27 protein-coding genes are annotated in these 25937 nt (G+C 39.7%); 11 read left to right on the top strand and 16 right to left on the bottom strand.

What is annotated here, in order from left to right; genetic code table 11:
- Positions 1-27: 27 nt before the first annotated feature.
- The gene (locus H5126_RS12685; RefSeq protein ID WP_404936432.1) at positions 28-906 is read right to left on the bottom strand and encodes an EamA family transporter; all 879 of its coding nucleotides are present in this window, start codon (positions 904-906) and stop codon (positions 28-30) included.
- A gap of 239 nt (positions 907-1145) precedes the next feature.
- On the opposite strand from H5126_RS12685, the gene H5126_RS12680 reads away from it, so the two are divergent.
- A complete protein-coding gene (locus H5126_RS12680; RefSeq protein ID WP_024605945.1) occupies positions 1146-1529 on the top strand; it encodes an MAPEG family protein in 384 nt (127 codons plus the stop codon).
- A 73-nt stretch (positions 1530-1602) separates the two neighbouring features.
- Here H5126_RS12680 and H5126_RS12675 read toward each other — a convergent pair whose 3' ends face one another.
- The 3 genes from H5126_RS12675 to H5126_RS12665 form a co-directional block, all read right to left on the bottom strand.
- Entirely contained in the window at positions 1603-2811 is a 1209-nt protein-coding gene (locus tag H5126_RS12675) for a TonB family protein (RefSeq protein WP_182721010.1), read from the bottom strand.
- A gap of 9 nt (positions 2812-2820) precedes the next feature.
- Positions 2821-3195 (bottom strand): BlaI/MecI/CopY family transcriptional regulator, encoded by a 375-nt coding sequence (locus H5126_RS12670; protein WP_007377323.1) that lies wholly within the window; start codon positions 3193-3195, stop codon positions 2821-2823.
- Positions 3196-3303: 108 nt separating this feature from the next.
- On the bottom strand, positions 3304-4002 hold the full coding sequence (locus H5126_RS12665; protein WP_182721009.1) for a pseudouridine synthase: 699 nt from the start codon (positions 4000-4002) through the stop codon (positions 3304-3306).
- Between the two features lie 90 nt (positions 4003-4092).
- Between H5126_RS12665 and H5126_RS12660 the strand changes: the two genes are divergently transcribed.
- Positions 4093-4398, top strand: a complete 306-nt coding sequence (locus H5126_RS12660; RefSeq protein WP_182721008.1) for a DUF6482 family protein — start codon at positions 4093-4095, stop codon at positions 4396-4398.
- A 41-nt stretch (positions 4399-4439) separates the two neighbouring features.
- Entirely contained in the window at positions 4440-4847 is a 408-nt protein-coding gene (locus H5126_RS12655) for a GNAT family N-acetyltransferase (protein ID WP_182721007.1), read from the top strand.
- Positions 4848-4856: 9 nt separating this feature from the next.
- Here the strand turns inward: H5126_RS12655 and H5126_RS12650 are convergent, their stop codons facing one another.
- The 8 genes from H5126_RS12650 to H5126_RS12615 all read right to left on the bottom strand — a co-directional run bounded on the left by H5126_RS12650 (position 4857) and on the right by H5126_RS12615 (position 10977).
- Positions 4857-5213 (bottom strand): HopJ type III effector protein, encoded by a 357-nt coding sequence (locus H5126_RS12650; RefSeq protein ID WP_182721006.1) that lies wholly within the window; start codon positions 5211-5213, stop codon positions 4857-4859.
- 21 nt (positions 5214-5234) lie between these two features.
- Positions 5235-6338 (bottom strand): retroviral-like aspartic protease family protein, encoded by a 1104-nt coding sequence (locus H5126_RS12645; protein ID WP_182721005.1) that lies wholly within the window; start codon positions 6336-6338, stop codon positions 5235-5237.
- A 28-nt stretch (positions 6339-6366) separates the two neighbouring features.
- Positions 6367-7074 (bottom strand): HAD-IA family hydrolase, encoded by a 708-nt coding sequence (locus H5126_RS12640; RefSeq protein WP_182721004.1) that lies wholly within the window; start codon positions 7072-7074, stop codon positions 6367-6369.
- 10 nt (positions 7075-7084) lie between these two features.
- Entirely contained in the window at positions 7085-8029 is a 945-nt protein-coding gene (locus tag H5126_RS12635; RefSeq protein WP_182721003.1) for a tyrosine recombinase XerC, read from the bottom strand.
- Positions 8026-8637: a DUF484 family protein gene (locus H5126_RS12630; RefSeq protein WP_182721002.1), complete on the bottom strand. Its 612-nt coding sequence runs from the start codon at positions 8635-8637 to the stop codon at positions 8026-8028. Before H5126_RS12630 ends, H5126_RS12635 begins: the two co-directional genes overlap by 4 nt.
- A complete protein-coding gene (gene dapF / locus H5126_RS12625) occupies positions 8634-9464 on the bottom strand; it encodes a diaminopimelate epimerase (protein WP_002960987.1) in 831 nt (276 codons plus the stop codon). Before dapF ends, H5126_RS12630 begins: the two co-directional genes overlap by 4 nt.
- A 64-nt stretch (positions 9465-9528) precedes the next feature.
- A complete protein-coding gene (gene lysA, locus H5126_RS12620) occupies positions 9529-10782 on the bottom strand; it encodes a diaminopimelate decarboxylase (protein ID WP_002960983.1) in 1254 nt (417 codons plus the stop codon).
- The gene (locus H5126_RS12615; RefSeq protein ID WP_024605935.1) at positions 10783-10977 is read right to left on the bottom strand and encodes an LPS translocon maturation chaperone LptM; all 195 of its coding nucleotides are present in this window, start codon (positions 10975-10977) and stop codon (positions 10783-10785) included.
- Between the two features lie 168 nt (positions 10978-11145).
- Between H5126_RS12615 and cyaY the strand changes: the two genes are divergently transcribed.
- From cyaY to add, 8 genes are all read left to right on the top strand, one after another.
- Positions 11146-11469: an iron donor protein CyaY gene (gene cyaY / locus H5126_RS12610; RefSeq protein ID WP_002960979.1), complete on the top strand. Its 324-nt coding sequence runs from the start codon at positions 11146-11148 to the stop codon at positions 11467-11469.
- Positions 11466-12122: an alpha/beta hydrolase gene (locus H5126_RS12605; protein WP_002960978.1), complete on the top strand. Its 657-nt coding sequence runs from the start codon at positions 11466-11468 to the stop codon at positions 12120-12122. The genes cyaY and H5126_RS12605 overlap by 4 nt, the downstream gene beginning before the upstream one ends.
- Positions 12123-12144: 22 nt before the next feature.
- Positions 12145-13122, top strand: coding sequence for a DUF2914 domain-containing protein (locus H5126_RS12600; protein ID WP_182696168.1), 978 nt, complete (start codon positions 12145-12147; stop codon positions 13120-13122).
- A gap of 35 nt (positions 13123-13157) precedes the next feature.
- Positions 13158-14096, top strand: coding sequence for a hydroxymethylbilane synthase (gene hemC, locus H5126_RS12595; protein ID WP_182693357.1), 939 nt, complete (start codon positions 13158-13160; stop codon positions 14094-14096).
- On the top strand, positions 14097-15938 hold the full coding sequence (locus H5126_RS12590; protein ID WP_182721001.1) for a uroporphyrinogen-III synthase: 1842 nt from the start codon (positions 14097-14099) through the stop codon (positions 15936-15938). It begins immediately after the preceding gene.
- Positions 15935-17044: a heme biosynthesis HemY N-terminal domain-containing protein gene (locus H5126_RS12585; protein ID WP_182721000.1), complete on the top strand. Its 1110-nt coding sequence runs from the start codon at positions 15935-15937 to the stop codon at positions 17042-17044. Before H5126_RS12590 ends, H5126_RS12585 begins: the two co-directional genes overlap by 4 nt.
- A gap of 51 nt (positions 17045-17095) precedes the next feature.
- A complete protein-coding gene (locus H5126_RS12580) occupies positions 17096-19783 on the top strand; it encodes a CHASE domain-containing protein (protein ID WP_182720999.1) in 2688 nt (895 codons plus the stop codon).
- Between the two features lie 127 nt (positions 19784-19910).
- Positions 19911-20912, top strand: coding sequence for an adenosine deaminase (gene add, locus H5126_RS12575; protein WP_182720998.1), 1002 nt, complete (start codon positions 19911-19913; stop codon positions 20910-20912).
- 54 nt (positions 20913-20966) lie between these two features.
- Here add and H5126_RS12570 read toward each other — a convergent pair whose 3' ends face one another.
- The 4 genes from H5126_RS12570 to H5126_RS12555 form a co-directional block, all read right to left on the bottom strand.
- Positions 20967-21377: a CBS domain-containing protein gene (locus H5126_RS12570; RefSeq protein ID WP_138489806.1), complete on the bottom strand. Its 411-nt coding sequence runs from the start codon at positions 21375-21377 to the stop codon at positions 20967-20969.
- Positions 21378-21544: 167 nt separating this feature from the next.
- Positions 21545-22258, bottom strand: a complete 714-nt coding sequence (fre, locus tag H5126_RS12565; RefSeq protein WP_002960960.1) for an NAD(P)H-flavin reductase — start codon at positions 22256-22258, stop codon at positions 21545-21547.
- Positions 22259-22367: 109 nt separating this feature from the next.
- The gene (gene ubiD, locus H5126_RS12560) at positions 22368-23834 is read right to left on the bottom strand and encodes a 4-hydroxy-3-polyprenylbenzoate decarboxylase (RefSeq protein ID WP_182721498.1); all 1467 of its coding nucleotides are present in this window, start codon (positions 23832-23834) and stop codon (positions 22368-22370) included.
- A gap of 71 nt (positions 23835-23905) precedes the next feature.
- Positions 23906-25936: a methyl-accepting chemotaxis protein gene (locus H5126_RS12555; protein WP_182721497.1), complete on the bottom strand. Its 2031-nt coding sequence runs from the start codon at positions 25934-25936 to the stop codon at positions 23906-23908.
- Position 25937 lies beyond the last annotated feature (1 nt).

The raw sequence follows: 25937 nt of genomic DNA, 5'->3' as shown, positions 1-25937 counted from the left end.
TATAAAAGCCTGCGCTTTTTTATGCCCTTAATTCGGCAACATAACCAAAACAGCGGCAATGGCTATGAGTATTAAGCCAGCAGTATCTTGTTTCTTAAGTGGCTGCTTTAACCAAAGAACGGCAATTAGCATGGTAAAAAACACTTCAACCTGTCCAAGTGTTTTAACGTAAGCAACGTGCTGTAAGCTCATTGCACTAAACCAGCCAATAGAACCGACACAACTAAAAACACTAATTGCGGCTGTAGTACCTTTGTATTGCCAAAGTTTACTAAGTGTTTGCGGCTCTTTTAATAATAAATAGCCCAGTAGTATTAGTGTTTGTAAGCTAATTACAAACAGCAAAACCCAAGCTGCTGAGTGAGGAAATAATAATCCTGAATTTAAGCTCGCTTCTCGTACCCACAGCGATGTAAGTGCAAAGCAAGTACCACAAGCCAGTCCTAGTAATGCTGTTTTAGCATTAAAGTGTTTAACGCTTGTTATGCCACTGAGTAGCAATACGGCAATAGCGCCAAAAAACACACCAAGCCAACCGGGCAAAGAAAGTGCCGAGCCAAAAAATAATACACCTAAAATGGCTGCTACTAACGCCTCGCTTTTGGCAAGACCAGCACCTACGGCGTAATTATTCATTTTAAATAACTTAACCATTAAACCAGTGGCAAGTATTTGCATCACACTTGCGCCTACAATAAATCCCCAAAAGGCATTATTAAACGTAGGCATGGCTGTATCTTGATATTGATACAAACCATATAAATACACGCCAGCAATAGGGCCTGCGATAATAAAGCGAGAGAGTGTTACGCCAGCCACACTCACATCGTTACTTAATTTGCTTTGCAGGGCATTACGCCATGCTTGCATGAAGGCGGCTAAAAAAGTGAAAAATATCCAGGTCATGGTCGTCATCGTTAAAATGTAAGGCAGTAAAGTTAACAAGCTTTGTGAAGTAAAGCGATGCATTAACTATGATGTTGAATATTCATCATCTGCGACATTATGTCGCATGGGTTTTAGGATAAATTTAGCTATAGTAGGTCTGATGTTATTGTTAGCCGCCAGAGTTTGTCATAAAACGTATCTGGCGGCTTTTTTATTATGCTTATGCTAAATTATCCGAAACATCAAAAGGATAAATTATGACAACATTAGTTGTATGTGCATTACTTGCGGTATTAATGCCTTACTTTGCAAAAGTGCCGGTTGCTATAGCAATGGCAAAATTAGGTCGATACGACAATAAACACCCAAGGGCGCAACAAACAAAATTAACCGGCTTTGGTGCACGGGCGCTCGCTGCTCATCAAAACTGTTTTGAATCGCTTGCTGTTTTTGCTGTCGCTATTGCAGTTGTACTGGGCACTAACTCTGTAGGTGCAGTGACCGAAACGCTAGCGGTTACGCATATTGTGTCGCGTATTTTGTATTGCGTATTTTACTATATGAACCTAGATATAATTCGCTCATTAGTGTGGTTTATTGGTTTGGGTACAGCCATTGCCATGATTGTGGTGAGTTTGTAGGTTTATATTTTAAAACCACAAAGCAAGCAGCCTAAAAGGGCGCTTGCTTTGTAGTCTTGAACAACTCGTGGCGTTAATGCGATACTTTAATTCGCTCAATTAAATCGGTAGGCGCCACTTCACTATTAATCGCAAAATCTAGTTGTACAAGTACATCTTCAAAACCTGAATCTGATGCTTTATATTTCCATTTTGCTAGCGCCTCTTTCGCTGATTTATCAAAAATATCTTTAGGTTTAGATTGAATAACACTAATGTTTTTTGTTTTACCGTTTGCTGCAATATCGTATTTTAATACAACAGAGCCGCTGATCCCTTGTTGAGCTGCTTGTATTGGGTAAGCAGGTTCAATACGTATTGTCGGTGAAATGTAATCCTCTTTAGTCATTGCTTCTGGTTGCTTTGCAATTGCTAAGCCGCTTAGCATGCTTGCGGCTACAAGTAATAAGCCACCTTTAGCAAACTTTGAACGCTCCCCGCTGTGTTTTATATTAATTAGTCGTTGTAACATGGTTTTTTTATCTCCGTAGTGTGAATAAGCCATAAGTCCTGTGGGCGCATTTGCCGCGCAGTTTATTAAGGCTTTGCTATATAAAATATGCTGTTGTGTGGTTTTATTGGCAAGTACCCGTTCATCACAAGTCAACTCTTGTAGTCGGCGCATGCTTGCGTAACAAAACCAAGCTAGTGGGTTAAACCAAAGTAAAATAGTAGGTAGTAATATAAGTGCGTTTGTTAGGTTGTCTTTGCGTTTTATGTGTACGTTTTCGTGCTCTAAAATAAGCGCTAATGTGGCTTTATCAAACTGGGTATTGTAGTTACTCGGTAACACCAGCTTGCTGTTTAAAATACCGACCACCATTGGCGTGGCTACATGTTGGCTGGTATAAGTTTTAACATCAGCGGTAAGAGTGCTTTCAAATTGGGTTAACTCAGTTAACTGCAGGCTTTTAACAAAGCGGGTATGCGTAATAAAGCTAGCTATTAATAACCCAGCGGTAATAAGTACATACATGAGCGCCCAGCTAATACCCATTTCGTGTGTAAAAGGCTGGTTAGGGGTGATTAAGTAATGGCTAATATTGCTATTTTGCAGTGGTTTAATCGCATTTGGTAAATTAGCAATCACCAATGCCGCAGGTAATAGCCATGCTAATTTATATACAAACTGCGAGCCAAGGGCTTTTAAAGCAAATCGCTCGAGTAAAATAAATCCACAAAACAAAATGCTTAATAGTAATTGCTGCTCAATCAACCAATTAAAACCAGTTTGAATAGCCATGTTAATCCCTTATTTTTGGTTTTTTTCCCAGTCATCTATAACTTTTTTAAGCTCGTTTATATCTTGCTGAGAAAGCTGCTCCGATTTAGCAAAGCCACTCACAAGTGGCGCAATACGTCCACTAAAAAATCGCTCAATAAAGTTTTGGCTTTCTTTTAGGGTGTAGTCGGCGCGCTCCATACAGGGAGTATAAATATATTGGCGACCTTCTTTTTCAAATGTAAGTGCGCCTTTTTTTACTAGTCGACCTAGTAGGGTTTTAATTGTTTTTTCGTGCCATTGCTTATCGTCGCTTAAGCGTTCAATTATTTGGCTCGCGGTGGCGGGGTAGTTAATCCAAAGTGCGTCGAGCACGTCAAATTCTGCTTTTGATAACTCAATCATGCTATTGCCTACAAGTGTAATCTTTAATTGAAGACTACACCTGTAATCTATAAATGCAAGTTTATTTTTTAACTTTTTAGCGTGTTATTTTACCTAATAGGCAGGAGGTTAGCTGTGGGCTTTTAAAATATCAGCTTTATTAATGCGGATATATTGCCCTTCAGGGAGGTTTAAACTTTCTAGTGCAAGGTCACTAAATTGCGCTCTATATAAATCAATAACTTTGTATCCGCAGTAATGTGCCATTTTACGTATTTGTCTGTTTAGCCCTTGTTTTAAAACAATACTAAACTGATTACTGGCTATTTTATTTACCTCACAAGGCAGGGTTATGTGTTTATCAACGGGTACGCCTGCAGCCATTTTTTTACAAAAAGCATCGTCTAAAGGCTTATTTACGGTGACTAAATAATGTTTAGGCTGATGGAAGTCAGGATGTATTAGTTGATTACAAAAATCCCCATCGTTGGTTAAAATAAGCAAACCACGAGAGTCTTTATCTAATCGACCAATAGGGTAAACACGGGTAAGTGTAGGCAAATGGTGAATAAGGCTGGCAGGGTCATCAATATTTAATTTGCAGTCAATACCTACTGGTTTGTGGTACGCAAAATAAACTAAATCGGCAGCACCTTTAATTTCTTTTTCGTTCACTATTACAATATCTTGCTCGTCAACGTGATCTATATGATTTGCTGGGCGATTATTTACAGTCACTACACCTTCATCAATTAAACGCGATGCCTGTTTACGAGAGCAAATACCTGCATGGGCAATATATTTAGCGAGTCGGATTTTTGTGATCATAACGTGTGACGCCAGCGGCTAATAAAAATTTGATCGCGATTATAGCAAAGCTGCGTATCGATACTGTTAAATTTAATTAAGGCAAAAATTATGGGTATTAAATTTTCACAGTTAAAGAAGCATGAGCCGCTACAAAAAGTCATTGTTCACTCGTTAGATATGGCGCTTTATCAAGTATCGGTAATGATTAATAACGTTGAATATTATGTAACAGAAGACAGCAGTGAGTTTTTAAGAGCGCTAAGCCCACTGCATGTTCAAAAGCGTTTTGACAAAATAGCATATGCACAGATGATATTAAGGCAAACTAGTGCTTATGACGAAATGTGCGGTCAGCCAGAAAAAACCGGCAGCAATATGCTTGAAGTACCTTTTGGTAAAAATAATCTGTATTGATGGTATGAGTTTGCTAACATTCGCTTTTTAAGAAGCGCAATATGTACCAATTACAAGCAGATCACTCCGACGTATTAAGCTCTATACTACGTGGTAAAATAGTTGAATTTAACGCCCAGCATTTTGATGCGCAAAGAGTGCCATTAGGCTATAAATTTACTGATGAGCAAGGTGAGCTTGTTGCCGGTATTAGTGGGTGTGTGTTTGGAAATTGGCTGATGGTTAGTTGGCTTTGGTGTAGCGATAGTGCGCAAGGTAAGGGGCTTGCAGGTAAGTTGCTAACGGCACTTGAGCAAGCTGCTATTGAATTAGGTGCAACAACTGCTCAGCTTGATACACTTGATTTTCAAGCAAAACCCTTTTATGAAAAGCGCGGTTATAGTGTTAAGTATCAACTTAATAATTACCCACGCTCAGGTACGCGTTACTTTATGGAAAAGCCACTTTAATTTTGCTGGCTATTTTTCTTTTAATGGCTCGCCTTCAAAGGTAACACCTAAAAAAGGTGTTGCCTCTGGTGCTAACATAAACGTGCGAATGTTCATGTGATCATCCCCTTTAGGGTTTTGCAGCACGTCTTCTCGGTAAAACTTACCAAAACAATCCAACGTATTTTGTTTACTTAAGTCGTTTAATTTAGCAAACGCAAAAATTTTACACGAGCCGTTGTTCTCACTCGCAGCGCTAAGTAATCCATGGTTATTAAAGCCACATGCAGTAAAGTCGTAATTTGCTTCAATCACCGCCATTGTATCGGTAAATTGAATGCTTTTTGGGTTTTCTGCAAGGGTTTTTAAATAGTCATTTAGTGTCATGTGTTACCTTTGGTTTTTTAATTATTTAGCGCTCAACTCTAGCTCATCTGTTTGCTGATTTATATTGAATTTAAATCGCGATAGAAAGTTCATTCCTAGCAAACCTTGCCCGCGGGTGTTTTCAATACTCAACACTTCAAAACCATAAATAATTTGCGAGCCCACTTTAAACGATTCAATTTGATAACGCTTTACAATAATTTGACCGTTAGCTGTATTTACCGTTACATCGCCTAAATATAAAGGTTGTGGCGAAATTTGCTCAATTATACTTGTAGGTAGCGAGGTCACGCTTGCGCCAGTATCAATCATTAGTTCGGTCGATAGATTATTATTTATTTCGGTGTTTATTAAGTAATGTGCGCCGTAAGGTGTTAAAGCAACGAAGTCGTCTTGCGATTGTGCTTTATTGATCATCGCTTGCAGTGTTTGTGCTTGGCTTTTTAGATTGTGCTGGTTTGGCATTCGATCAAGCGTTGCTTGTGCGCTAATTAAATCGCCTTGCTGATAGTAGGCGTACGCAAGCGGGTATAAAAACTGTGCGTTATCGCTTTTATAATCAAGCCAAATTTGTGTTTGCTCAATAATAGCTTGCCAATTTTGTTGCTCAGTTAATGTGTGTAATTCGTTTTGAGTGAGCGTATTTAAGCGGGTATTTGCATTGCTTTGCTGATCAGCAGATAGCAACGGAAACAACTCAAATAAAGCAATAATGGCGTTTTGTGTTTGCTCGCTACTTATTAAATACTCAACCTGAAAGTTAAGTAATTCTACGTTATAAGGACTGTTATTTAATAGCGCATTGAGAAATGACTCGCTGAGTAATAAATTGCTACTTAGCCATGTTTTAAGCTGTACTAGCCACGATGAATAAAGTTTTTTTGCACTTTCTGGATTGCTGTTTTTTAACTGTTGATAGCTATTAAGTGCGGCTTCAAATTGGTGTTGTTTAAATTGCTGCTTTGCTGTATTTAGTAACGTATTTTGTTGTTTAGGTAATACACTTTGCTGGGTACTTTGCGTTTTTTGTACTTTAGTTAACGCGGGCTGCGGCCATAATAAATAAGCGTTAAGGCTAAGTGAGCCAATTAATAGTAAGGTGATTAGCTTGGCATAGTGGCTCATTATTACCTCTTATTTAATGCAATTGGTATTATTTAATAAAGTGCGTTAATGCATGAATATTGGCTATTTCAATATCAGCCAGCCCTTTATAGCTATAATTAGCGTCTTGGTCGTTTAACCATACCGATTGGCAACCGGCATTATTTGCGCCTTGCACGTCGGTATCTAGGCTATCACCAATATGTAAAATATCGCTTTTAGCAACGTTTAAATGTGCGGCTGCTTTATCAAATAAAGTGGTGTGCGGTTTTGCTTTACCATGCATACCCGCTTGCAGTACTAGCTCAAATTTATTGTGTAAATTAAAGCGTTCAATTTCAACGTTACCGTTAGTAATTGCAACAAGCGTAAAGTGTTTGGCGAGGTTATCTAGTAAGTTAAGTACGTCATCGCTTACGACTATGTTGCTGCGCGCATCGGCAAAGGCGTTATAGGCGGCATTTGCATGAAGCTCTACATCATCGACGTTTAAATTTAACTTGGAAAGCGCTAAACGCAGTGTATGTTGGCGCCATTTAGTGACGTTATCGGCAAGTTCTGGTGATTGTAATACGGCTTCGTTACGGCATAGTTGCCAGTACTTTGGACCTTGCTCTTGATAGCCCGGTAGCGCGTTTAAATAATTTTGTTGGGCTTTAACGGCTGCTTTTATAATAGGATGATTGCTGTATAGCGTGTCGTCTAAATCAAAGCTCATGACAGAAAATGGCTTAATAGCACGATTAAATCGGATCATATTTATTTTCCTAATCAGTTCGTTTTTTTGCGCGAGGGTGAGTGTTGTCGTACACCTTGGCTAAATGTTGAAAATCTAAATGCGTATACACTTGTGTAGCCGACAAACTGCTATGCCCTAGTAATTCTTGCACGGCGCGTAAATCACCAGATGATTCTAAAATATGTGACGCAAACGAGTGGCGCAGCTTATGCGGGTGAACCTGCGAGCTAATGCCTTGTTTTATTCCCCACTCTTGCATGCGTAGGCGCACTTGGCGAATCGAAATACGATTTTTTTGGCTACTTAAAAATACTGCTATTTCATCGGGCTTTGCAAACTGAGGGCGTATTGAGAGCCATTTTTTTAGTGCGTCTAACGCTTTTTTACCCACCGGAATTAACCGCTCTTTATTGCCTTTACCACGCACTAAAATTTCGCCATTGGCAGCGCTAATATCTTGCATGTTAGCGCCAACTAACTCGCTTATACGCAGCCCTGATGAATACATCAACTCCATCATCGCTTTATCTCTAATTGCGAGAGGTTCGTCGTCGGGTATTTCGAGTAAGCGTGCCATTTGATCTACATCGAGATTTTTAGGTAGAGGCTTCGCAAACTTAGGGCCTTTTATACCTATTGCCGGATTATGGTAGTGCGATTGCTCGGCAATATTTTTTGCTTTTAAAAACTTATACAAGCTGCGAATACAACTGAGCTTTAAGCTAATTGTACGGCCACTTAATTGTTTTGAGCGCAGCGCCATGCTGTAGCGGCGAATATGCTCGCCTTGCACGCCAAACCAGTCGTCACACAATTTGCTAAAATAAAGGGCAGCAAAGCCAAGTTGGCTTACGTATTGGTTAACTGTGTGCGCTGAATATTGTTTTTCAAACTTTAAATAATCGCTAAATAGCGTTATGGGTGTGCGCCAGTTGTCGCTTAACTCAGTGGTATTAGGCGCATCGTCACTCATGCTAGTTTTTGCAACCGCAGATGTAATGCGTTTATAAAGTCGAGTACAAAAAGATTATCTTGAGCGGGCTCAAAATGGTTTACGTTACTGCTACCAAACGCCAAAATAGCGATAGGGTGCTTGGTGTCGCCAATTAAATAAATAGCGACGGATTGTGTATCTTCACTAAATAATTGTTCGCGCTCTTGTTTATTAATTCGCCCTAAATAATGCCCAGAATGGGTAAGGCGATGCGCAATAAGCTCGTCGTACTCGGGATTATATTTTACTAATTTGCAGTCGTTAACATCTTCACTTGAGCAGATTATATTGCGTAGATTATTTGCAAGAGTGTCAAAGTCGTCATGATTCCAAAGCTGGCGATGACATTGGCTAAACAAACGATATACGAGCTCGTTTTGCGTTGCATGCTTGCTCATAGCATCTATTTGGCTTTTTAAAAGCGTGTTGTGCTCGCGTAATTGACGTTGCTGAATATGTACTAGTGACGTTGCACCTTGAGCTTGCTGTTGCAGCTCAAGTTGTGCGAGTAGCTCGGGGTGATGAACTAAAAAGTCAGGATGTTGCTGTAAGTAATTAATAATCTGCTCTGTACTTAGCTCGCTCATAGTGCTACTTGTCCGTCGAAAACATGCTCTGCGGGACCAGTCATGCGTACCGGGTGACCTTCACCACTCCAGCGCACTTGCAAAGTACCGCCCGGCAAATCTACTTGAACGGTTGTTGATAGTTTATTTTGCATATGACCAATCACCATCGCTGCACATGCACCTGTGCCACAGGCTAGGGTTTCGTTAACGCCGCGCTCCCACACTCTTAATTTAATATGTTCTTGCGATACAACCTGCATAAAGCCAATGTTCGCTTTTTGTGGAAAACGTTCATGGTTTTCAAGTAATGGACCCAATATATCAACTTGCGCGGTGGTTACGTCGTCAACCTCTAGCACGCAATGCGGGTTACCCATAGATACCGCGCCACTAAATACAGTGTGTTCTTGCGTTCTAATAATATAAGTAAGCTCGCGTTTGCTGGCTTTTAACGGAATTTTACTTGGCTCAAAATTAGGATGGCCCATGTTAACAGTTACTTGACCGTCTTTTTCTATGTAGAGCGTTAAGTTGCCCGACTTAGTCGATACACTAATTTTGTGCTTGTTAGTAAGGCCTTTCATGCGTACAAAGCGGGCAAAACAGCGTGCGCCGTTACCGCATTGTTCTACTTCGGTACCATCGGCATTAAAAATTCGATAATGAAAGTCGAGATCAGGTGAATATGGTGCTTCAACCATCAGCAATTGGTCAAAGCCAATGCCAAAGTGGCGATCTGCCAGTTTTTTGATTTGGTCTCGCGACAAAAAAACATTTTGTGTAATGTTATCAATCACAACAAAGTCGTTACCTAAGCCGTGCATTTTGGAAAAATTAACTAACATAGCGCTCTAATTCGGTTTTGCTCTGTGCTAATCATGCCACAGAGCAGCTAGTAGACAAAAACGTTTATGGTAAAACTTTCTCACCTTGATAAAGGCTTTCAATAGTTTCGCGTTCACGAATAAGGTGATGCTGCTGACCATCTACCATAATTTCTGCAACACGCGGGCGCGAGTTGTAGTTTGAGCTCATTGTAAAGCCATATGCACCCGCACTTCGTTGTGCAAGTAAATCGCCTTGTTTGAGTGCAAGTTCGCGGTCTTTTCCTAAAAAGTCGCCGGTTTCGCACACCGGACCCACAATATCAAAGTTGTGAGTAGGTGTTTCGTCGTCGCGAACGGATACCGGAATAATTTTTTGCCACGCTTGATAAAGCGCAGGGCGAAGCATATCGTTCATACCAGCATCTACAATTGCAAAAAACTTGTCTTGGTTTTGTTTGATAAATTCAACTTGAGTGACCAAAATACCTGCGTTAGCTGCAATAGCGCGCCCTGGTTCAAAAATAAGTTCAAGATGTTTGTAGTTAGCTAAGCGTTCGGTAACTTGCGCTGCATATTCACTTGGGTGTGGTGGTTGCTCGTTGTCGTATGGCACACCTAAACCGCCGCCAATATCTAAATGAGTTAGCTCAATACCGTTAGTTTTTAGCTCATCAATAAGCGCCATTAATTTATCAAGGGCTTCTAAAAAAGGTCTAACTTGCGTTAATTGAGAGCCAATATGGCAATCGACACCAATTACTTTTAAACCAGGTAAAGCCGCTGCTTGTTGATAAACACTCACTGCTGTTTGAATATCAATACCAAATTTATTTTCTTTTAAACCGGTAGAAATATACGGATGTGTCTTTGCATCTATGTCTGGGTTTACGCGAATAGAAATAGGCGCTTCTAGGTTAAGCTCGCAAGCCACTTCAGAAATACGCTCAAGCTCAGACGCCGACTCTACATTAAAACATTTAATGCCCAGTTTTAATGCGTAAGCTATTTCGTCAGACGTTTTAGCCACGCCTGAAAAAACCACTTTAGAAGCATCGCCTCCCGCTTTAATTACACGCGCTAGTTCACCTTTAGATACAATATCGAAACCCGATCCTAAGCGCGCTAATATATTAAGTACGGCAATATTTGAGTTTGCTTTTACAGCGTAACATACCAAGCTTTTATGATTTTTAGTGGCGTTAGCAAATGCTAAGTAATGGCGCTCAAATGTAGCACGCGAGTATACATAACACGGCGTGCCGTATTGCTGCGCTATGCTTGCTACGCTGACGTCTTCGGCAAATAATTGGTTGTTTTTGTAGTTAAAATAATCCATTTATTGCTCCTGACTTTGCGATGTTTTAGCTTGCTCAGCGGTAGTGGCTGGTTTAGCTGTATTTTGAGGTTGGTTTTGCTCTGTTTTTTGCTCTGGTAAATATAACGGACCGCTTTGTCCGCAGCCAGCTAAGGCGCTTAACAGTACAGTGCTTATTAATAGTCTTTTTAATTGTAAGGTATGTGTCGCTTTCATTAGATTAATACGGTTGCTGGCTTTATAATCGCAGAGTAACAGAATATCTAAAAAATGCAGCTATTCGCGGATGATTTTATTCCTGTTACACTAGCTGCACATTTTTAAAGCTAATTTAAAGCTAAAACGTACCCAATATTAGGCGGCTCGCCTGCAAAGGAAATAACAATGACTGAACACGAATATCACCAATTAGCCGAAGCTCTTATGTTCACTATTGAAGAGCAGGTTGATGATTGCGAAGCTGATTTAGATTATGAATCGGCACAAGGTATTTTAGAAATTATTTTTCCTGATAAAAGTAAAATAGTGATCAATAAGCAAGCACCTCTTCACCAAGTATGGGTTGCGACTAAGTTTAACGGACATCATTTTGAAATGCGTGATGGGTTATGGATTGATAACCGCTCTGGCGCTGAATTTTGGGCGTTTATAAATGAAGCCTCAACTCGCCAAGCAGGCCAAGAAGTTAAGTGGCAATCATCACTATGAGTTTAGAATTTGTAGAATATGCAGCCCAAAGTGAACACAAAGCAACGGTTATTTGGTTACATGGTTTAGGTGACTCTGGGGATGGTTTTGCGCCAGTAGCCCCACAGCTAAATTTACCAAGCGAGCTTGGTATACGGTTTATTTTTCCGCATGCGCCAGTGCAACCGGTCACCATAAATGGTGGCATGGAAATGCGCTCTTGGTACGATATTAAGTCTATAGAATTAGATAAGCGTGCCGATGAACAAGGCGTAAGAGATTCTGCTGCAAAGGTAGAAGAGTTAATTAATAAAGAAATTGCTAATGGCATTCCTGCTAATAAAATAATTTTAGCTGGTTTTTCTCAAGGTGGTGTTGTGTCTTTGCATTTAGCGCCGCGCTTTGAGCAAAAGCTTGGGGGTGTTATGGCGCTTTCTACTTATATGTGTGTGCCACACAAATTTGCTGATGAAGCAAAACATACTGATTTAAACGTATTTATGGCTCATGGTAGCCAAGATAACGTTGTACCGCACAGTGCGGGTAGAAATGCGTTTGAAGTATTAACAGCACATAACATGGATGTAAGCTGGCAAGAATATCCAATGGCTCATCAAGTTTGCGCAGAAGAATTGCAAGCTATTCGCCAATGGTTAATTGCTCGTTTAAGCTAATTTTGGAACCGCTGAGGTCAATATGAGTCAAAAAATAGTTATAAAAGCAAATGTTAAACGCGAATTACAACAGAGCGTACCAACGGTAAGCTACGAGTGGAATTGGCGTCGTATTGTGAGTATTGCTATGTTGGTATTAATGACCTCTGCAGCAGTTGTTTATGGCTTAACCACCTCTGTTAATGCAGAGCAAGGTGAGCACCCAAATGAGCAGGAACAATTCTTAAATTTCAGCAGTAACGCTGAAAACCAAACAAGCGATGAGGTAATGGATGTTGAGCCTCAATCATCAGGAAACAATACCCCTGCTGAGTCTGTAGAGATAACTCAAGCGAGTATTGAACCTTTGTTAGCTGAGCAAAATGAGACTCAACTAAGCATTTCAAGTAATACACCTGCCGAAGTAGACCTTGTAAATAATCCCCCGGCTTTGTTGGCTAACAACGATATTGTTACTGATCAAAGCGAAAGTATTAATACAGAGTTAAACTCAAACCTTGATAATGATGTGCAAGAAGAAACCGCAGAAGCCCAAAACGTAACTGAGCCTGCAAGTCAAAGTGACTTACTTTTAGAGTTAGAAAGTGATGATGGCGCATTGAGTGGCACTGAAGGTTTTTCCTCTACAGCACATGTGGCAAGTGTGGCATTGGGGGCGCAAATAGACACGGGTAAAATTAGTCGCGCGGTACTTACTCGTAAAGTAAGTAAGCGTGAGCCTACTAATGTGTTTGCTGCTGATATTAGGTTAAGCCAGTTTGAGGAAGGGTTATCGTTTTTTAGCGAGATTAAAAACCTTCAAGGCCAGCAAGTTAAGCATGTTTGGTCGTTTGAAGGTGAAACGATGGCTGAAATTACACTTAATGTTACTTCGCCTCGTTACAGAACGTACTCAACAAAAAATATAATGAACACACAAACAGGTCATTGGCGTGTTGATGTAGTTGATGAGCAAGGTAATTTAATTGCCCAAAAAGAATTTAGAATTTTAGCTGACTAAAACTGGCTAAACGCAGTAATTAATTGGATACCCCTATGACAGAAAAAACAAAATTAGTACGCATCGCAACGCGCAAAAGCGCTCTAGCACTTTGGCAGGCCGAATTTGTAAAAGCAGAGCTTGAGCGTTTTCATGCAGATGTGCGCGTAGAATTAGTCCCAATGTCGACGCAAGGGGATATAATTTTAGATACGCCATTGGCCAAAATTGGTGGTAAAGGCTTATTTGTTAAAGAACTAGAGCAAGCCATGCTAGATGGCCGAGCTGACATTGCCGTACATTCTATGAAAGATGTGCCAGTAGAGTTTCCTCAAGGGCTAGCACTGCATACTATTTGTGAGCGTGAGGATCCACGCGATGCGTTTGTATCAAACAATTTTGCTAATTTAAGTGAGCTACCACAAGGCGCTATTGTTGGTACTTCGAGCCTACGCCGTCAGTGCCAAATTAAGGCACTTCGCCCTGATTTAGATATTCGTGATTTACGCGGCAATGTAAATACGCGTTTAGGTAAATTAGATGACGGCCAATATGATGCTATTATTTTAGCGGCTGCAGGGCTTATTCGTTTAGAAATGGAGTCGCGTATTGCTGACTACATTGAGCCAGAAGTGTCATTACCAGCAAATGGTCAAGGCGCTGTAGGTATTGAATGTCGTATTGATGATGAAGTAACCAAAGCATTACTTGCACCACTTGAGCATACACAAACACGTATTCGCGTAAACGCAGAGCGTTCGATGAATCGCTATTTAGAAGGTGGTTGCCAAGTTCCTATTGGTGCTTATGCATTGGTTGATGGCGAACAAGTGCATTTACGTGGTTTAGTTGGTGCTGTTGATGGCAGCGAAATTTTACGTGACGAAGTAACAGGCCATGTAAATGACGCAGAAAAACTAGGTATTGAGCTTGCTAAAAAATTACTAGCTCAAGGTGCAGACAAAATATTAGTTGAAGTTTATAGAGACGCATAAATGACACATATTCTGATAACTCGGCCCGAAGGAAAAGGCGCAGCCCTTGCACAGCAACTTGAGCAAGCGGGTTATCAGGCGTCTTTATTTCCGGTATTAAAAATAACGCATTTAACACCCTCCAGCACTGAGCTTAGTCCGCTATTAAATGCAGATAAAATAATATTTATATCGCAAGATGCAGTCAGTGCACTTTCGCAATTAAAACCAGATATAAATACCAAAGCGCAGTTTTATGCGGTTGGACAACAAACAGCCGATGTTATATATGAGCAATTTGGTGTGCGCGCAGCAGTACCAAAGCAGTATGATTCAGAAGGGTTACTTGCGCTTAAATCACTCGCCGAGGTGGATGGCTGTAATATAGTATTAGTTAAGGGCCAAAGTGGCCGCCCTGAGTTAGCTAAAACGCTCAAAGAGCGCGGTGCTTTTTTGAATAATTGTGTTGTGTACAAACGTGAACCGACAGAGAGTATCACCTCTAACTGGACAGACCACTGGAAAAGCCAGAATGTACACGGTATAGTCATAACAAGTAATGCAGCAGTTGATGCTATATTTAAAAGCCTTACTGCAGACCAACTACAATGGTTACAACAGTGCCGATTTTATGTTGCTAGCGAGCGTATAGCCGCTTATTTAAAGCTGCAACAGGTAAGTTCGGCTAATATACACATTGCAGCAGGGGCTAGCGATAATGCTATGTTTACCTGCATAAATCAGCAAGGTAGCAACATGAGCGAACAGTCAAAGCCAGTAACGGCAGAAAAAGCCACACCAACAATAGCTAACACGACCTCTGCTAAATCAACTAAGCAAGAGCCTACAGCTACAAAAAATACGGCAGACAAAAGTAAACAAAAAATAAGTAAGGTTGCAGTACTTGCGCTTCTTATTTCGTTAATTGTGGCCTCTGGTGTTGGATACGAGTTTTATCAAAAATTAAATGCTGGTAAGGCGCAAAACCTAGCCGTTAATGAGTTAAGCGAGCAAAATAAGTTACTCACCCAGGAGCTGCAAGCACTTAAATCGGCGCAATCTAATTTGCAACAAGCGCTGTTTAATAGTGAAGAAAAAGTTGCCGCAGCCCTAAATGAAAGTGCAGTTCAAAATCAGCAAGAACTAAAAGCGGCTTTGCAAAAGGCGCAGCAACAAGGCTCATCGTTAAACCCGCAAGAAGTAACCAGCTTACAGCGTATGGCTGAGTTTAAACTATGGGCTGAAAAAGACTACCAAGGCACTAGTGCTGTTTTAAAGCGCTTAGATGGATTACTTAGTGAGCATCCAGGAACAGTTGAAGTTCGCCAAGCGATTATGCAAGATATACAAACACTTGATAGCCTTAAACCTGTTGCAACAGAGGCTATTTATTTACAGCTAAACAGTGTACTAAGCAGTATTGACGACTTAGTTTTTAATGCAGTTAATTTACCAGAAGAAGCAGCTGCAATAGATGAAAATGCTTTAAGTGGTGATGTGAGTGATTGGCAGCAAAACTTGAGTAATAGCTGGAATAAAATTGTGGATAGCTTTATTACTATTCGTCAGCACGAGGGTGTTTCCATTGAGCCATTACTTACGGATCAAGAGCGCCATTTAATAAATCAACGAATCAAGCTTAATATAACTCAGGCACAAGATGCACTTATGAGTAAGCAGGCGAGTATTTTCTTTAGCGCCTTAAGTGAAGCAAAACGTTTAGTTGGTGAGTACTTTAAGCAAGACGATGATACAACTAAAACGGTACTTAAAGCGTTGTCTAAACTTGAAAAAGAGCAGCTTAACTTTAATCCAAAAGTAACCTTAAACAGTACACAAAAGGTTAAGGAGTGGGCGCAATGATAGGGCTAATTATTTTAATTGTAGCTATTGTTGTTGTACTAGCGGTTACTCCATTCGTTCTAGATGAAAAAGGTTATGTACTTATTTCATTTAACAATACGACGATAGAAGGCACGATAGTATCTTTTTGTATAATGGCAGTCATTACCTCTGTTGTTTTATATTTAACATATAAGTTAATTCGTTATTTATTATCGATTTATCATAATACTAAGCATGGCTTTTTTGCACGTAGCCAAGAGCGCAAACAAGCAGCTATTGAGCAGGCTCTTTGGAGTGCTATTAATGATGATTACGAGCACGTAGAACAGGCTTTATCGGGTAATAGCGTACCAGATAAGTTTGAAGATATTCGCTTAGCATTACTTGCAAAAGCAGCGCTTGCTAATAATCAAACAGATAAAGCACTTGAGCGTTTATTTGAAATAAGCCCAGAGCATCAATTAAAAGTAGCAAAGCTATGGTTGGCAAGTGGCGATAGTAGCGCGATTGAATCACAAATGCGTATTAGCGCAGAAGCTAAAAAAGCCACCGCACTTGAGTTAAAACTTTATGCAGAAGTATTAGTACAGCAACAACACTTTAGTGCGCTGGAAGACTTTTTGCCGCGTTTACTGCGCAAAAAAGCACTTACTGATGCACAGTGGACGCAGTTATTTAGTGCTTATTTTAGTGCGTTGGATGCAGACAAGCTGAGTGAAAAATATAAACAGCTGCCTAAAAAGCTGCAAGCTCATGCCCACACCGCATTTTTAATGCAAATGGCGCAAGCAGGTCAATTGGCTGTTATTGAAAGTGACTTAATTAAAATGGTTAAGCACAATGAGCAACACTTAGAGCTTGCCAATATATTAAGTAAAGCAACAGCAGCCGATGCAGCTAAGTTGCAAATAAGCATTCAAGAACGGCTTAAGAAGGATGATTCAAATAATTCACTATTACTTGCGCTAGCTTGCCTTGCTAATGCTAAGGGTGATTATGACTTAGCAGCTAGAATTTTTGATAAAGCACTGAATAGTGAAAATAAAAAACAGTTCTCTGAACAAGCTGTGTTGAGTTATAAAAATAGTGCACAGGCAGAAAAGGCGCTCGTTTTATATCAATAAATGACTACACTATAACTACTTAGCATTTTTTGTAGTTCAGGAGCACAAGCTTTGAGAAAGTTTTTAATATTAACCCTTAGCTTGGCTTGTGCTTACTTCTTTACAGGATACTTTAGCAACTCACTTCTTTCTGTAGATGGCTATGCGGTCGCCTCCTGGCCGCCCTCAGGAATTGCTTTAGCGAGCTTTTTAATTTGGGGACGTAAGTCATTTATTGGCCTTATTATTGGGGCTTTTTGTACTAACTTAATTCACCTTGAACGCACCGTAGATATTTTTCATTTTATTGTGCTTTTACAAGCTATAGGCATTACTTTAGCCTCTGTTTTACAGGCTTGGATTGGCCGACAAATTATAGTGAATGTTATAAAAGCGCCGTTGGATTTATCTTCTTTAAAACACAGTGTTCAAAGCTTAATAGTAGCGGGGCCAATATGTTGTGTTATTGCTGCAGGTGTAGGAACAAGTTTATTAGCATTGAATAATGTGATTCCGACCAATGCTATTTTTGATAACTTTATAGCATGGTGGATTGGCGACAGTATTGGCGTACTTATATTTACACCTTTAGTACTCGCCGCTTTTAATTACACACAAGTACGCCACCGTATGCTGGTAATTTTACCCTCGCTATTAATTTACATACTGATCAGCGTTAGTTTTTATGGCGCTGCTAGTGTTAAAAAAGAAAAAGATATTCAAAAGCAAGAAGCCAAAATACTTTCTGTGCAAAATGCTATAAGCCAAAAGCTCGATGGTATTACTGCTCATTTAGGCTTATTAGCTACATATTTTGCTAGTAGTAGTGACGTGGATTTTAAAGAGTTTAAACAATTTACTTCAAAGCAGTTGGGCTACAGCCAAGAAATTCTGGCTTTTGAATGGATACCTTATATACCAGCAAATAAACTCGCAGATTTTGAAACACATGAAAATCCAGCCACAGGCAAACCTCTATATATAAAAGAAAAGTCACTGGATGGAGCTTGGCAACCAGCAGGTACGCGTAGTAATTACTTTCCAGTAAAGTACGTATATCCCTTAAAAGGTAATGAAGATGTTTTAGGGTTTGATTTAGCTTCTAGTAAAGTAAGAGGTGCAGCGCTTAGCAAAGCGAAAGAGCTTAATGAACTTGCACTAAGTGAGCCAATTAACTTGGTCCAAAATACAGCCGAACACGGTGTGCTTTTTTTATATCCTGTTTTTAGAGAGTCCTCTACCGAAGATGATTTTCAAGGCTTTGTGGCAGCGATAGTCAGTCTGAAACGCTTATCGCAAACACTATTATTTGATCACAACAACTCAATTTCAGCTAGTTTTTTTGATACAACGGTATCAGGGAAAAAGCAGGCAATTTATATTGCAGATACCGCTAATTCGCAAGCGCTATTTAAAGAATATCAATTGTTGATTGGCAAACGCATGTGGCAGGTTGAGTTATATGAGCCAATAGTTAGAACGTCTTGGTTAGTATATTGGCTTGCACAAATAGTAGGTATGTTGTTTGTGTGGTTACTGATTACATTTTTGATTTCAGTTACTGGTACAAACATACAAATTCGCGAACAAGTGGCCAAGCAAACACATACACTACGCAAAGAAAAACAAAAAGCAGATGAAGCGAGTCATATAAAGGGGCAGTTTTTAGCAAACATGAGCCACGAAGTCCGCACCCCTATTAACGGTATAAAAGGGCTGCATTATTTAGCGCTTCAGCAAAACGATTGGCAACAAGCTAGAAGTTACATAGAGCAAGCAGATGGGGCACTGGGTGTTTTACTGAGGGTATTAAACGATGTGCTCGACTTTTCAAAAATGGAAGCAGGCAAGCTAGACTTAATGCAAGAGCCTATTAATGTAGCGAGTTTAGCTGATGAAATGCTTAATTTACTTCAATTTGAGGCTGATATTAAATCAATAAAGTTAAGTCTCGATTTTGATAAAACATCAAATTTGGTCATTAATACCGATCCAATCCGCTTAAAACAAGTGCTGCTGAACCTGCTCAATAATGCGGTTAAATTTACAGGGGAAGGTGAAATCACTCTGAAAATTTGGCAGTCGAAAAAAATGACTTATTTTAGTATTAACGATACGGGTATTGGTATTAGTAGCGAAGCACAGAAACAATTGTTTAAACCGTTTGCGCAAGCCGATAGCTCAACCTCTCGTCAATATGGTGGCACTGGCTTAGGATTAAGTATTTGTAGAAAATTGGTTGAACTAATGGGCGGTGCAATTGATTTAGTTAGTTATGAAGGAAAGGGCTCTACATTCACATTTAGTTTGCCGCTCATCTCGCCTTTACCAAAAGCAGAGCAAATACAGCAGCAATATAACGAAATAGATGTAAGTACTTTATCATTCACAAACTATAAATTACTTTTAGTCGAAGACAACCCGCTTAATCAGCATGTTGCCAATGCCATTTTAAAAACAAAAGGGTGTATTGCCGACATTGCTAACGATGGTTTTGAAGCCATAGAAAAGCTAGCCGAAAATAGCTACGACATTGTGCTTATGGATATTCAAATGCCAAAAATGGATGGACTCAAAGCAACAAAAGTAATTCGTCGTGATTTAGAGTTAATTGATTTACCCATAATAGGGCTATCGGCGAACGCCCATGACGATGACGTTAAAAAGGCATTAGCCTCGGGAATGAATGGCTATATTACCAAACCTATTGATGCAAATACGCTTTTTAAAACTCTTTGGCATCACTTATCAGGAAAATAAGCTATATCATTTTTTTGCACAAAAAGCAGACATATGACCGCTAAAACTTACCGCAAATCATATAGACTTGAAAAATAACTGTATCTGCGTATCATGCGCGCAAATTTAACTAAACTGGGTTGCTATTATGATCAATAGAAAATTACCTTTGCTAGATATTCACCGCCATTTAGACGGTAATGTACGTGCGCAAACCATATTAGAACTTGGTCGACAGTTTAATATAGAGCTACCTGCAGATAACGTTGAAGCATTAATCCCTCATGTTCAAGTTATTGATCCTGAACCAAACCTCATGGCTTTTTTACAAAAGTTAGATTGGGGAGTTACTGTGCTTGGCGACTACGATGCGTGTAGACGTATCGCAATTGAAAACATTGAAGATGCACAAGCACAAGGTCTTGATTATGTGGAGCTTCGATTTAGCCCTTACTACATGGCACAAAGCCAAGGTTTACACCCAGAAGGCGTTGTAGAGGCAGTTGTTGATGGTATTAAATCAGCAACAAAGGGCACAAATATAAAAGCTAACTTGATTGGTATTTTATCGCGTACTTATGGCGTAAAAACGTGTCAAAAAGAGCTTGATGCATTACTCGCATTTAAAAATGATTTAGTCGCTGTTGATTTAGCCGGTGACGAAATTGGCTTCCCGGGTGAGTTGTTTGTAGAGCACTTTAAACAAGTTCGAAATGCGTATTTAGCTTCGACTGTCCATGCTGGAGAAGCACTTGGCGCTCCAAGTATTTGGCAAGCAATTAATGAGTTGGGTGCGAGCAGAATAGGGCATGGCGTTAAAGCAATTGAAGATCCAAAACTAATGGATTATTTACGCGATAACCGTATTGGTATTGAGTCATGCTTAACAAGTAATATTCAAACCAGTACAGTAAACGATTTAACTAAGCACCCACTTAAACAGTTTTTAGATCATGGTATTTTAGCGTGTATTAATACTGATGATCCTGCGGTTGAAGGTATTGAAATTGAGTATGAATATACCGTTGCTGCACCTAAAGCAGGCTTATCTCAAGCTGATATGGAAAAAGCCCAAAAAAATGCGTTAGAAATAGCATTTTTAAGCGATGGCGATAAAAAAGAACTTTTATCACTCGTTAGCGCACGTTAATGTAAGAGCATTAAAAATGCCGCTTTATATAAGCGGCATTTTTGTATCTGCAATTTAGTGTGTTTGGCAGCTTATGTAATTATCGTAAAGTGCTTTAAGTACATCTGCTCGGCTGATCATACCGATTACTTTAATGCCCTCTACAACAGGGTAGTTTTTTGGTTTACCAGGCTGCATCTGTTGTGCAAGCTCAATAATGTTGGTATCGCCGCTGACGGTCACTACCTCTGTTTGCATAAGCTGCGATACTTTAACCATCCCATCACAAAAATAACTGCTTTGAGTAAGTGGTTGTAACAGCTCTTGCTCTGATATAAATCCAACTAAGCATTTATCTTTATCAAATACTGGTGCGCCAAGTAGTTTAAATTTTTGTAGTTCTGCTATGGCTGTCGTCATTTCTGTATCTGGTGTGATATTTGGCAACTTGCGTTGCATAAAATCTTTTACTTTTGTATTTAGCATTTGGGTCTCTCCCGCTGATGTTCTATACAAAGTATGGTTTATAGATAGGGATTTAGGAAATTGTTTATATTGATGGAGCTGATAGGTTTTAACTATTAAATATTTGTTGTTATAAAAATAAAGGCACCGATTAGGTGCCTTTATTTATAACTGAAAGTAAATTTCAATTATTTGATAAATGCGAATGCATCTGCGTACATGTTTTCACGAATTGCACCATGAGTAATAAAGTCATCACGGACAATACCTATCATGTCAAAACGACCTGCCATATAAATATCGTATGGTTCTAGTGACACAATATCTTGCATTACTGCTTTGTGTACGTAGCCAGTGTGTCCTTGCCAATTAGCAGATGGATTTTCTACTACAGGAATAAACTTAAAGTTCTCATGGCTATCTGCCCATGTTTGCATTTCTGTATGTGCATATAAAGCAGATTCTTCTTTTACGCCCCAGTAAAACAATACAGGACGGTCGCATTTTATTTCAGCTAAATGATCAGCCATTGATTTTGCGTATGAAAAACCAGTACCACCGGCGAGTAAAATAATAGGGCGCTCACATTGCAGGCGCAACTGTGAAATACCCAAGCCAGCTTCAATGTCTACTAACTGCCCTGTGGTATGGGCGTTTCGTAAATGCTCTAACGATTGCATTGCATACGAATCGGCACCTGAGGCGCCAATATGCAGTTCTATTGCATCGCACTGTGAAGGGCGACTAGCTATAGAAAAAGCACGTTTGTCTTTTTCGCCTAATACGAGTTGCATGTATTGGCCAGCTTCAAAGGTCACAGGTTGTTGTGGCTTTAAAATTACTTTATGAACAAATTCTGTAAGTGGGCTGATAGCTACAACTTCAGCTTTTAATGTTTGCATTTTTTACCTTTTAGCAGCGCTTGTAACAGCAGATACGCAATCGAATAGCTAGATTCTAGCATATCTGCAGGGTTATTTTATAGCCTGATATGTACTTACATATAAACACTTAAACAATATTAAGGCTTTCCCAAATATCATCTACGCGGTCTTTGGTGTCTTTATCCATAACAATAGGCTCGCCCCATTCGCGGGTGGTTTCGCCAGGCCATTTATTGGTAGCATCCATTCCCATTTTTGAACCAAGTCCTGAGACTGGCGATGCAAAATCGAGATAATCAATAGGTGTGTTCTCTATTAATGTTGTATCACGCGCTGGATCCATTCGGGTTGTTATAGCCCAAATAACATCTTCCCAATCGCGGGCGTTAACATCGTCATCGCAGACGATTACAAATTTGGTGTACATAAACTGACGTAAGAACGACCAAACTCCCATCATCACGCGCTTAGCATGGCCTGGATATTGTTTTTTCATTGTTACAATCGCCATACGATATGAGCACCCTTCAGGCGGAAGGTAAAAGTCGACAATTTCAGGGAATTGCTTTTGTAGTATCGGCACAAACACTTCATTAAGTGCCACACCTAAAATAGCAGGCTCATCAGGCGGACGGCCAGTAAATGTGCTGTGATAAATAGGATTTTTACGATGCGTTAAGTGAGTAACCGTCATTACTGGAAAGTCATCGACTTCATTATAGTAACCGGTATGGTCACCATAAGGGCCTTCTGGCGCCATTTCACCAGGCATTATGTAACCTTCAAGTACTATTTCTGCACTGGCAGGGACTTGTAGGTCATTTGAAATAGATTTTACAACTTCGGTTCTGCTGCCACGTAATAAGCCAGCGAATGCATATTCGCTTAGAGTGTCAGGTACAGGCGTTACGGCACCTAATATAGTGGCAGGATCGGCACCTAATGCTACCGATACAGGATAGGGTTGCCCTGGGTTTTCTTTACACCATTCTTGAAAATCAAGCGCGCCACCACGATGTGACAACCAGCGCATAATTATTTTATTTTTGCCTAATAATTGCTGGCGATAAATACCTAAATTTTGGCGCTTTTTATAAGGCCCTTTGGTAACTGTAAGGCCCCAAGTAATTAATGGTGCTGCATCACCTGGCCAGCAATGTTGAATAGGTAATTTAGTTAAATCTACATCATCACCTTCTAAAACTACTTGTTGGCAAGGCGCTTTTTTTACTTCTTTTGCAGGCATATTAAGCACTTGCTTAAAAATAGGTATAGCGCCTAGAGCTTCTTTAATACCCTTTGGTGGATCAGGTTCTTTTAAAAAAGCGAGTAGCTTACCCACTTCGCGAAGCTCGCTAACATCTGTTTGGCCCATGCCCATTGCTACGCGTTTTGGTGTACCAAATAAGTTGGTAAGTACCGGCATATCGTAGCCTTTTGGGTTTTCAAATAATAACGCAGGGCCTTTTGCACGCAATGTGCGATCAGATATTTCGGTCATTTCAAGATACGGGTCGATTTCTTGGGTGATACGTTTAAGTTCGCCTTTTTTTTCAAGCAAATCGATAAAATCACGTAGATCTTTATATTTCATTGTGGGCCGCTATTAAGCAAAAGAGTTAAAGTATTATACCCATTTCATGCAAGGCAAGTCATTACTTGCACTTAAAACTTAAAGCGCTCTACGGCACTCGTTAAAGAGTGTGCAAGTTGGTTTACGTCTTCACTTTCGCTTGCTAGGGTTGTCGCGTTTTGGGCATTCAAGGTTGCTTGCTCTGTCACCTTTGCCATTATTTGTTGAATGTCGCCACTGTTAGTCAATTGCTCATGTGATGCATGAGCAATTTGCTCACTCATCTGATTAACAGACAACAATGTGCTTTTAATACGCTCTACGGCTTTATTTAGTTCAGTGCTGTTTTTAACACATTGCTTGGCTTGGTGTTGGCCATCAGTAATGTGTTCTTGAGTTGTTTTAGTGTGTTGTTGCAATGTTTGGATCATGGTGTTTATTTCGCTAGTCGAGGTTTGTGTACGTGCAGCTAATGATCGAACCTCATCAGCAACTACAGCAAACCCGCGTCCGTTTTCACCCGCTCGCGCTGCTTCAATTGCAGCATTAAGTGCAAGTAAGTTAGTCTGCTCGGCAATGCTACTAATTGTTTCAACAATGGCTTCAATAAGCTGGGTGTACTGTGCGAGTTCTACTGTGCTGCCTACTGCTTTATCAAGGCGCTGCAATAAAGTTTCTATACTTAGACTATTTTGATTAGCAATCTCGTTTACATCATTTGCAAATTGCGATGCATTGGTTATTTCACTTGATGTTTTATCAGCTTGCTCATAAACCGCTTGTGAGTTGGTTAGCATATTTTGTGCAAGCGATGTTGCCTGCGCGCTTCGCTCTAACTGCTGTTGTGCAACAACCGTCATTTGCTGACCTTTTTCACTGGTTTTAATAGCGCTGCGGTCTAGTTCGTGGGCGTCGCTACTAATTGCACCAATTAGGTTAGTAAGGTCTTCACTGAGTTTATTTATGTTATTTAGCAAAGTACCAAATTCATCTTTACTACGTGGGTGGCTTCGCTTTGATAAATCACCTGAGGCGATTCGGGCTAAATCGCGGTTTACTTTTTTAAGCGGTTTTAGCATTGCGCGAGTTGTAAAAATAGAGATTGCGATAATCAATATAATTAAAACAATCGTAATAATTACTACAGAACTAATCCCTGTATTTATGGCGGCCTTTGCATTAGTTTGTAAGGCATTAAAGCGCTCATCAGCCAATTTATTAAGTTCAATAAGCTGACCTTCTGTTGTTATAAATTGCTGTTGAAAGTGTTCAAAATTTTGAGCCGCAGCAATAGCACTTTTGAGTACTTTATTTTGTTGGGCGTAAATTCCTGTATCGTTGTTAAGTAACTCTCTTAATTGATTAAACTTAGCCGTTAAATTTTTAGCATTAAACGCATTATCAAAAGGTAGCGCTTGTTGCTCTAAATAGGTGAAATTAGGTTGGATGTTATCTAGTAGAAATAGAGTATCTTGCTGATGACTATTTAAATCATTGATACTTGCAGTTTGAGTAATGCTTTTTATATTATTGCTTAAGTTAAACATTAAATCATCTATACGGGTCGCTGTTCCAAACATAGCATTAAGTAACGCCTGCTGTTTTACAGGCACTTCTAAAAGTTCTATATCAAGTAAGTTAGAACTTAAATTGTAAAGTTGCTCGTTAAACGTTGCTGATAATTCTATGGTGGAATTTTGCGCTACAAACTTACGCTCTTTAGCGCTAAACATTGCGACACTTACTTCAGTCAGTTGCTCGAAACCTACGTTGGTACTGGTGAGTAAATTTTGCATTGTTATTTGTTGATTTAGTTGAGTGCTTAACAAATTGAGCATATCGCTAAATTGTTGTTGCTCAACTTGCGCCTGTTTTTTATTTTGTTGAAGTAAATCAAGGTTTGCTTGGCTGTAAGCTAAGGCGTTAAATTTGGTAATAGACAGTAATGATAGCCTTAAATCTTTGCTGAACTGTTGTACCGGAACCGCTAATTTTTCGGTTCGGGTATTGTTAACGCTAATTTTGTTTAATGACCAATAAAAAAATACACTACTTGTTAGCACCAATATGCCAATGGCTGTAAAGGCTAAAATTATTTTATGTTTGATCGCAATTGAACGCATA

The organism is Pseudoalteromonas sp. SG45-3 (assembly GCF_014164075.1).
In the GTDB taxonomy this organism is placed as follows: domain Bacteria; phylum Pseudomonadota; class Gammaproteobacteria; order Enterobacterales; family Alteromonadaceae; genus Pseudoalteromonas; species Pseudoalteromonas distincta.
The sequence above is the reverse complement of the archived record's forward strand: the minus strand, read 5'-3'. Positions and strand labels throughout refer to the sequence as shown.

Excerpts from the sequence above, each read along its gene's own strand:
- H5126_RS12685 (WP_404936432.1), bottom strand. The coding sequence starts at position 906 with ATGACCTGGATATTTTTCACTTTTTTAGCCGCCTTCATGCAAGCATGG.
- H5126_RS12680 (WP_024605945.1), top strand. The coding sequence starts at position 1,146 with ATGACAACATTAGTTGTATGTGCATTACTTGCGGTATTAATGCCTTAC.
- H5126_RS12675 (WP_182721010.1), bottom strand. The coding sequence starts at position 2,811 with ATGGCTATTCAAACTGGTTTTAATTGGTTGATTGAGCAGCAATTACTA.
- H5126_RS12670 (WP_007377323.1), bottom strand. The coding sequence starts at position 3,195 with ATGATTGAGTTATCAAAAGCAGAATTTGACGTGCTCGACGCACTTTGG.
- H5126_RS12665 (WP_182721009.1), bottom strand. The coding sequence starts at position 4,002 with ATGATCACAAAAATCCGACTCGCTAAATATATTGCCCATGCAGGTATT.
- H5126_RS12660 (WP_182721008.1), top strand. The coding sequence starts at position 4,093 with ATGGGTATTAAATTTTCACAGTTAAAGAAGCATGAGCCGCTACAAAAA.
- H5126_RS12655 (WP_182721007.1), top strand. The coding sequence starts at position 4,440 with ATGTACCAATTACAAGCAGATCACTCCGACGTATTAAGCTCTATACTA.
- H5126_RS12650 (WP_182721006.1), bottom strand. The coding sequence starts at position 5,213 with ATGACACTAAATGACTATTTAAAAACCCTTGCAGAAAACCCAAAAAGC.
- H5126_RS12645 (WP_182721005.1), bottom strand. The coding sequence starts at position 6,338 with ATGAGCCACTATGCCAAGCTAATCACCTTACTATTAATTGGCTCACTT.
- H5126_RS12640 (WP_182721004.1), bottom strand. The coding sequence starts at position 7,074 with ATGATCCGATTTAATCGTGCTATTAAGCCATTTTCTGTCATGAGCTTT.
- H5126_RS12635 (WP_182721003.1), bottom strand. The coding sequence starts at position 8,029 with ATGAGTGACGATGCGCCTAATACCACTGAGTTAAGCGACAACTGGCGC.
- H5126_RS12630 (WP_182721002.1), bottom strand. The coding sequence starts at position 8,637 with ATGAGCGAGCTAAGTACAGAGCAGATTATTAATTACTTACAGCAACAT.
- dapF (WP_002960987.1), bottom strand. The coding sequence starts at position 9,464 with ATGTTAGTTAATTTTTCCAAAATGCACGGCTTAGGTAACGACTTTGTT.
- lysA (WP_002960983.1), bottom strand. The coding sequence starts at position 10,782 with ATGGATTATTTTAACTACAAAAACAACCAATTATTTGCCGAAGACGTC.
- H5126_RS12615 (WP_024605935.1), bottom strand. The coding sequence starts at position 10,977 with ATGAAAGCGACACATACCTTACAATTAAAAAGACTATTAATAAGCACT.
- cyaY (WP_002960979.1), top strand. The coding sequence starts at position 11,146 with ATGACTGAACACGAATATCACCAATTAGCCGAAGCTCTTATGTTCACT.
- H5126_RS12605 (WP_002960978.1), top strand. The coding sequence starts at position 11,466 with ATGAGTTTAGAATTTGTAGAATATGCAGCCCAAAGTGAACACAAAGCA.
- H5126_RS12600 (WP_182696168.1), top strand. The coding sequence starts at position 12,145 with ATGAGTCAAAAAATAGTTATAAAAGCAAATGTTAAACGCGAATTACAA.
- hemC (WP_182693357.1), top strand. The coding sequence starts at position 13,158 with ATGACAGAAAAAACAAAATTAGTACGCATCGCAACGCGCAAAAGCGCT.
- H5126_RS12590 (WP_182721001.1), top strand. The coding sequence starts at position 14,097 with ATGACACATATTCTGATAACTCGGCCCGAAGGAAAAGGCGCAGCCCTT.
- H5126_RS12585 (WP_182721000.1), top strand. The coding sequence starts at position 15,935 with ATGATAGGGCTAATTATTTTAATTGTAGCTATTGTTGTTGTACTAGCG.
- add (WP_182720998.1), top strand. The coding sequence starts at position 19,911 with ATGATCAATAGAAAATTACCTTTGCTAGATATTCACCGCCATTTAGAC.
- H5126_RS12570 (WP_138489806.1), bottom strand. The coding sequence starts at position 21,377 with ATGCTAAATACAAAAGTAAAAGATTTTATGCAACGCAAGTTGCCAAAT.
- fre (WP_002960960.1), bottom strand. The coding sequence starts at position 22,258 with ATGCAAACATTAAAAGCTGAAGTTGTAGCTATCAGCCCACTTACAGAA.
- ubiD (WP_182721498.1), bottom strand. The coding sequence starts at position 23,834 with ATGAAATATAAAGATCTACGTGATTTTATCGATTTGCTTGAAAAAAAA.
- H5126_RS12555 (WP_182721497.1), bottom strand. The coding sequence starts at position 25,936 with ATGCGTTCAATTGCGATCAAACATAAAATAATTTTAGCCTTTACAGCC.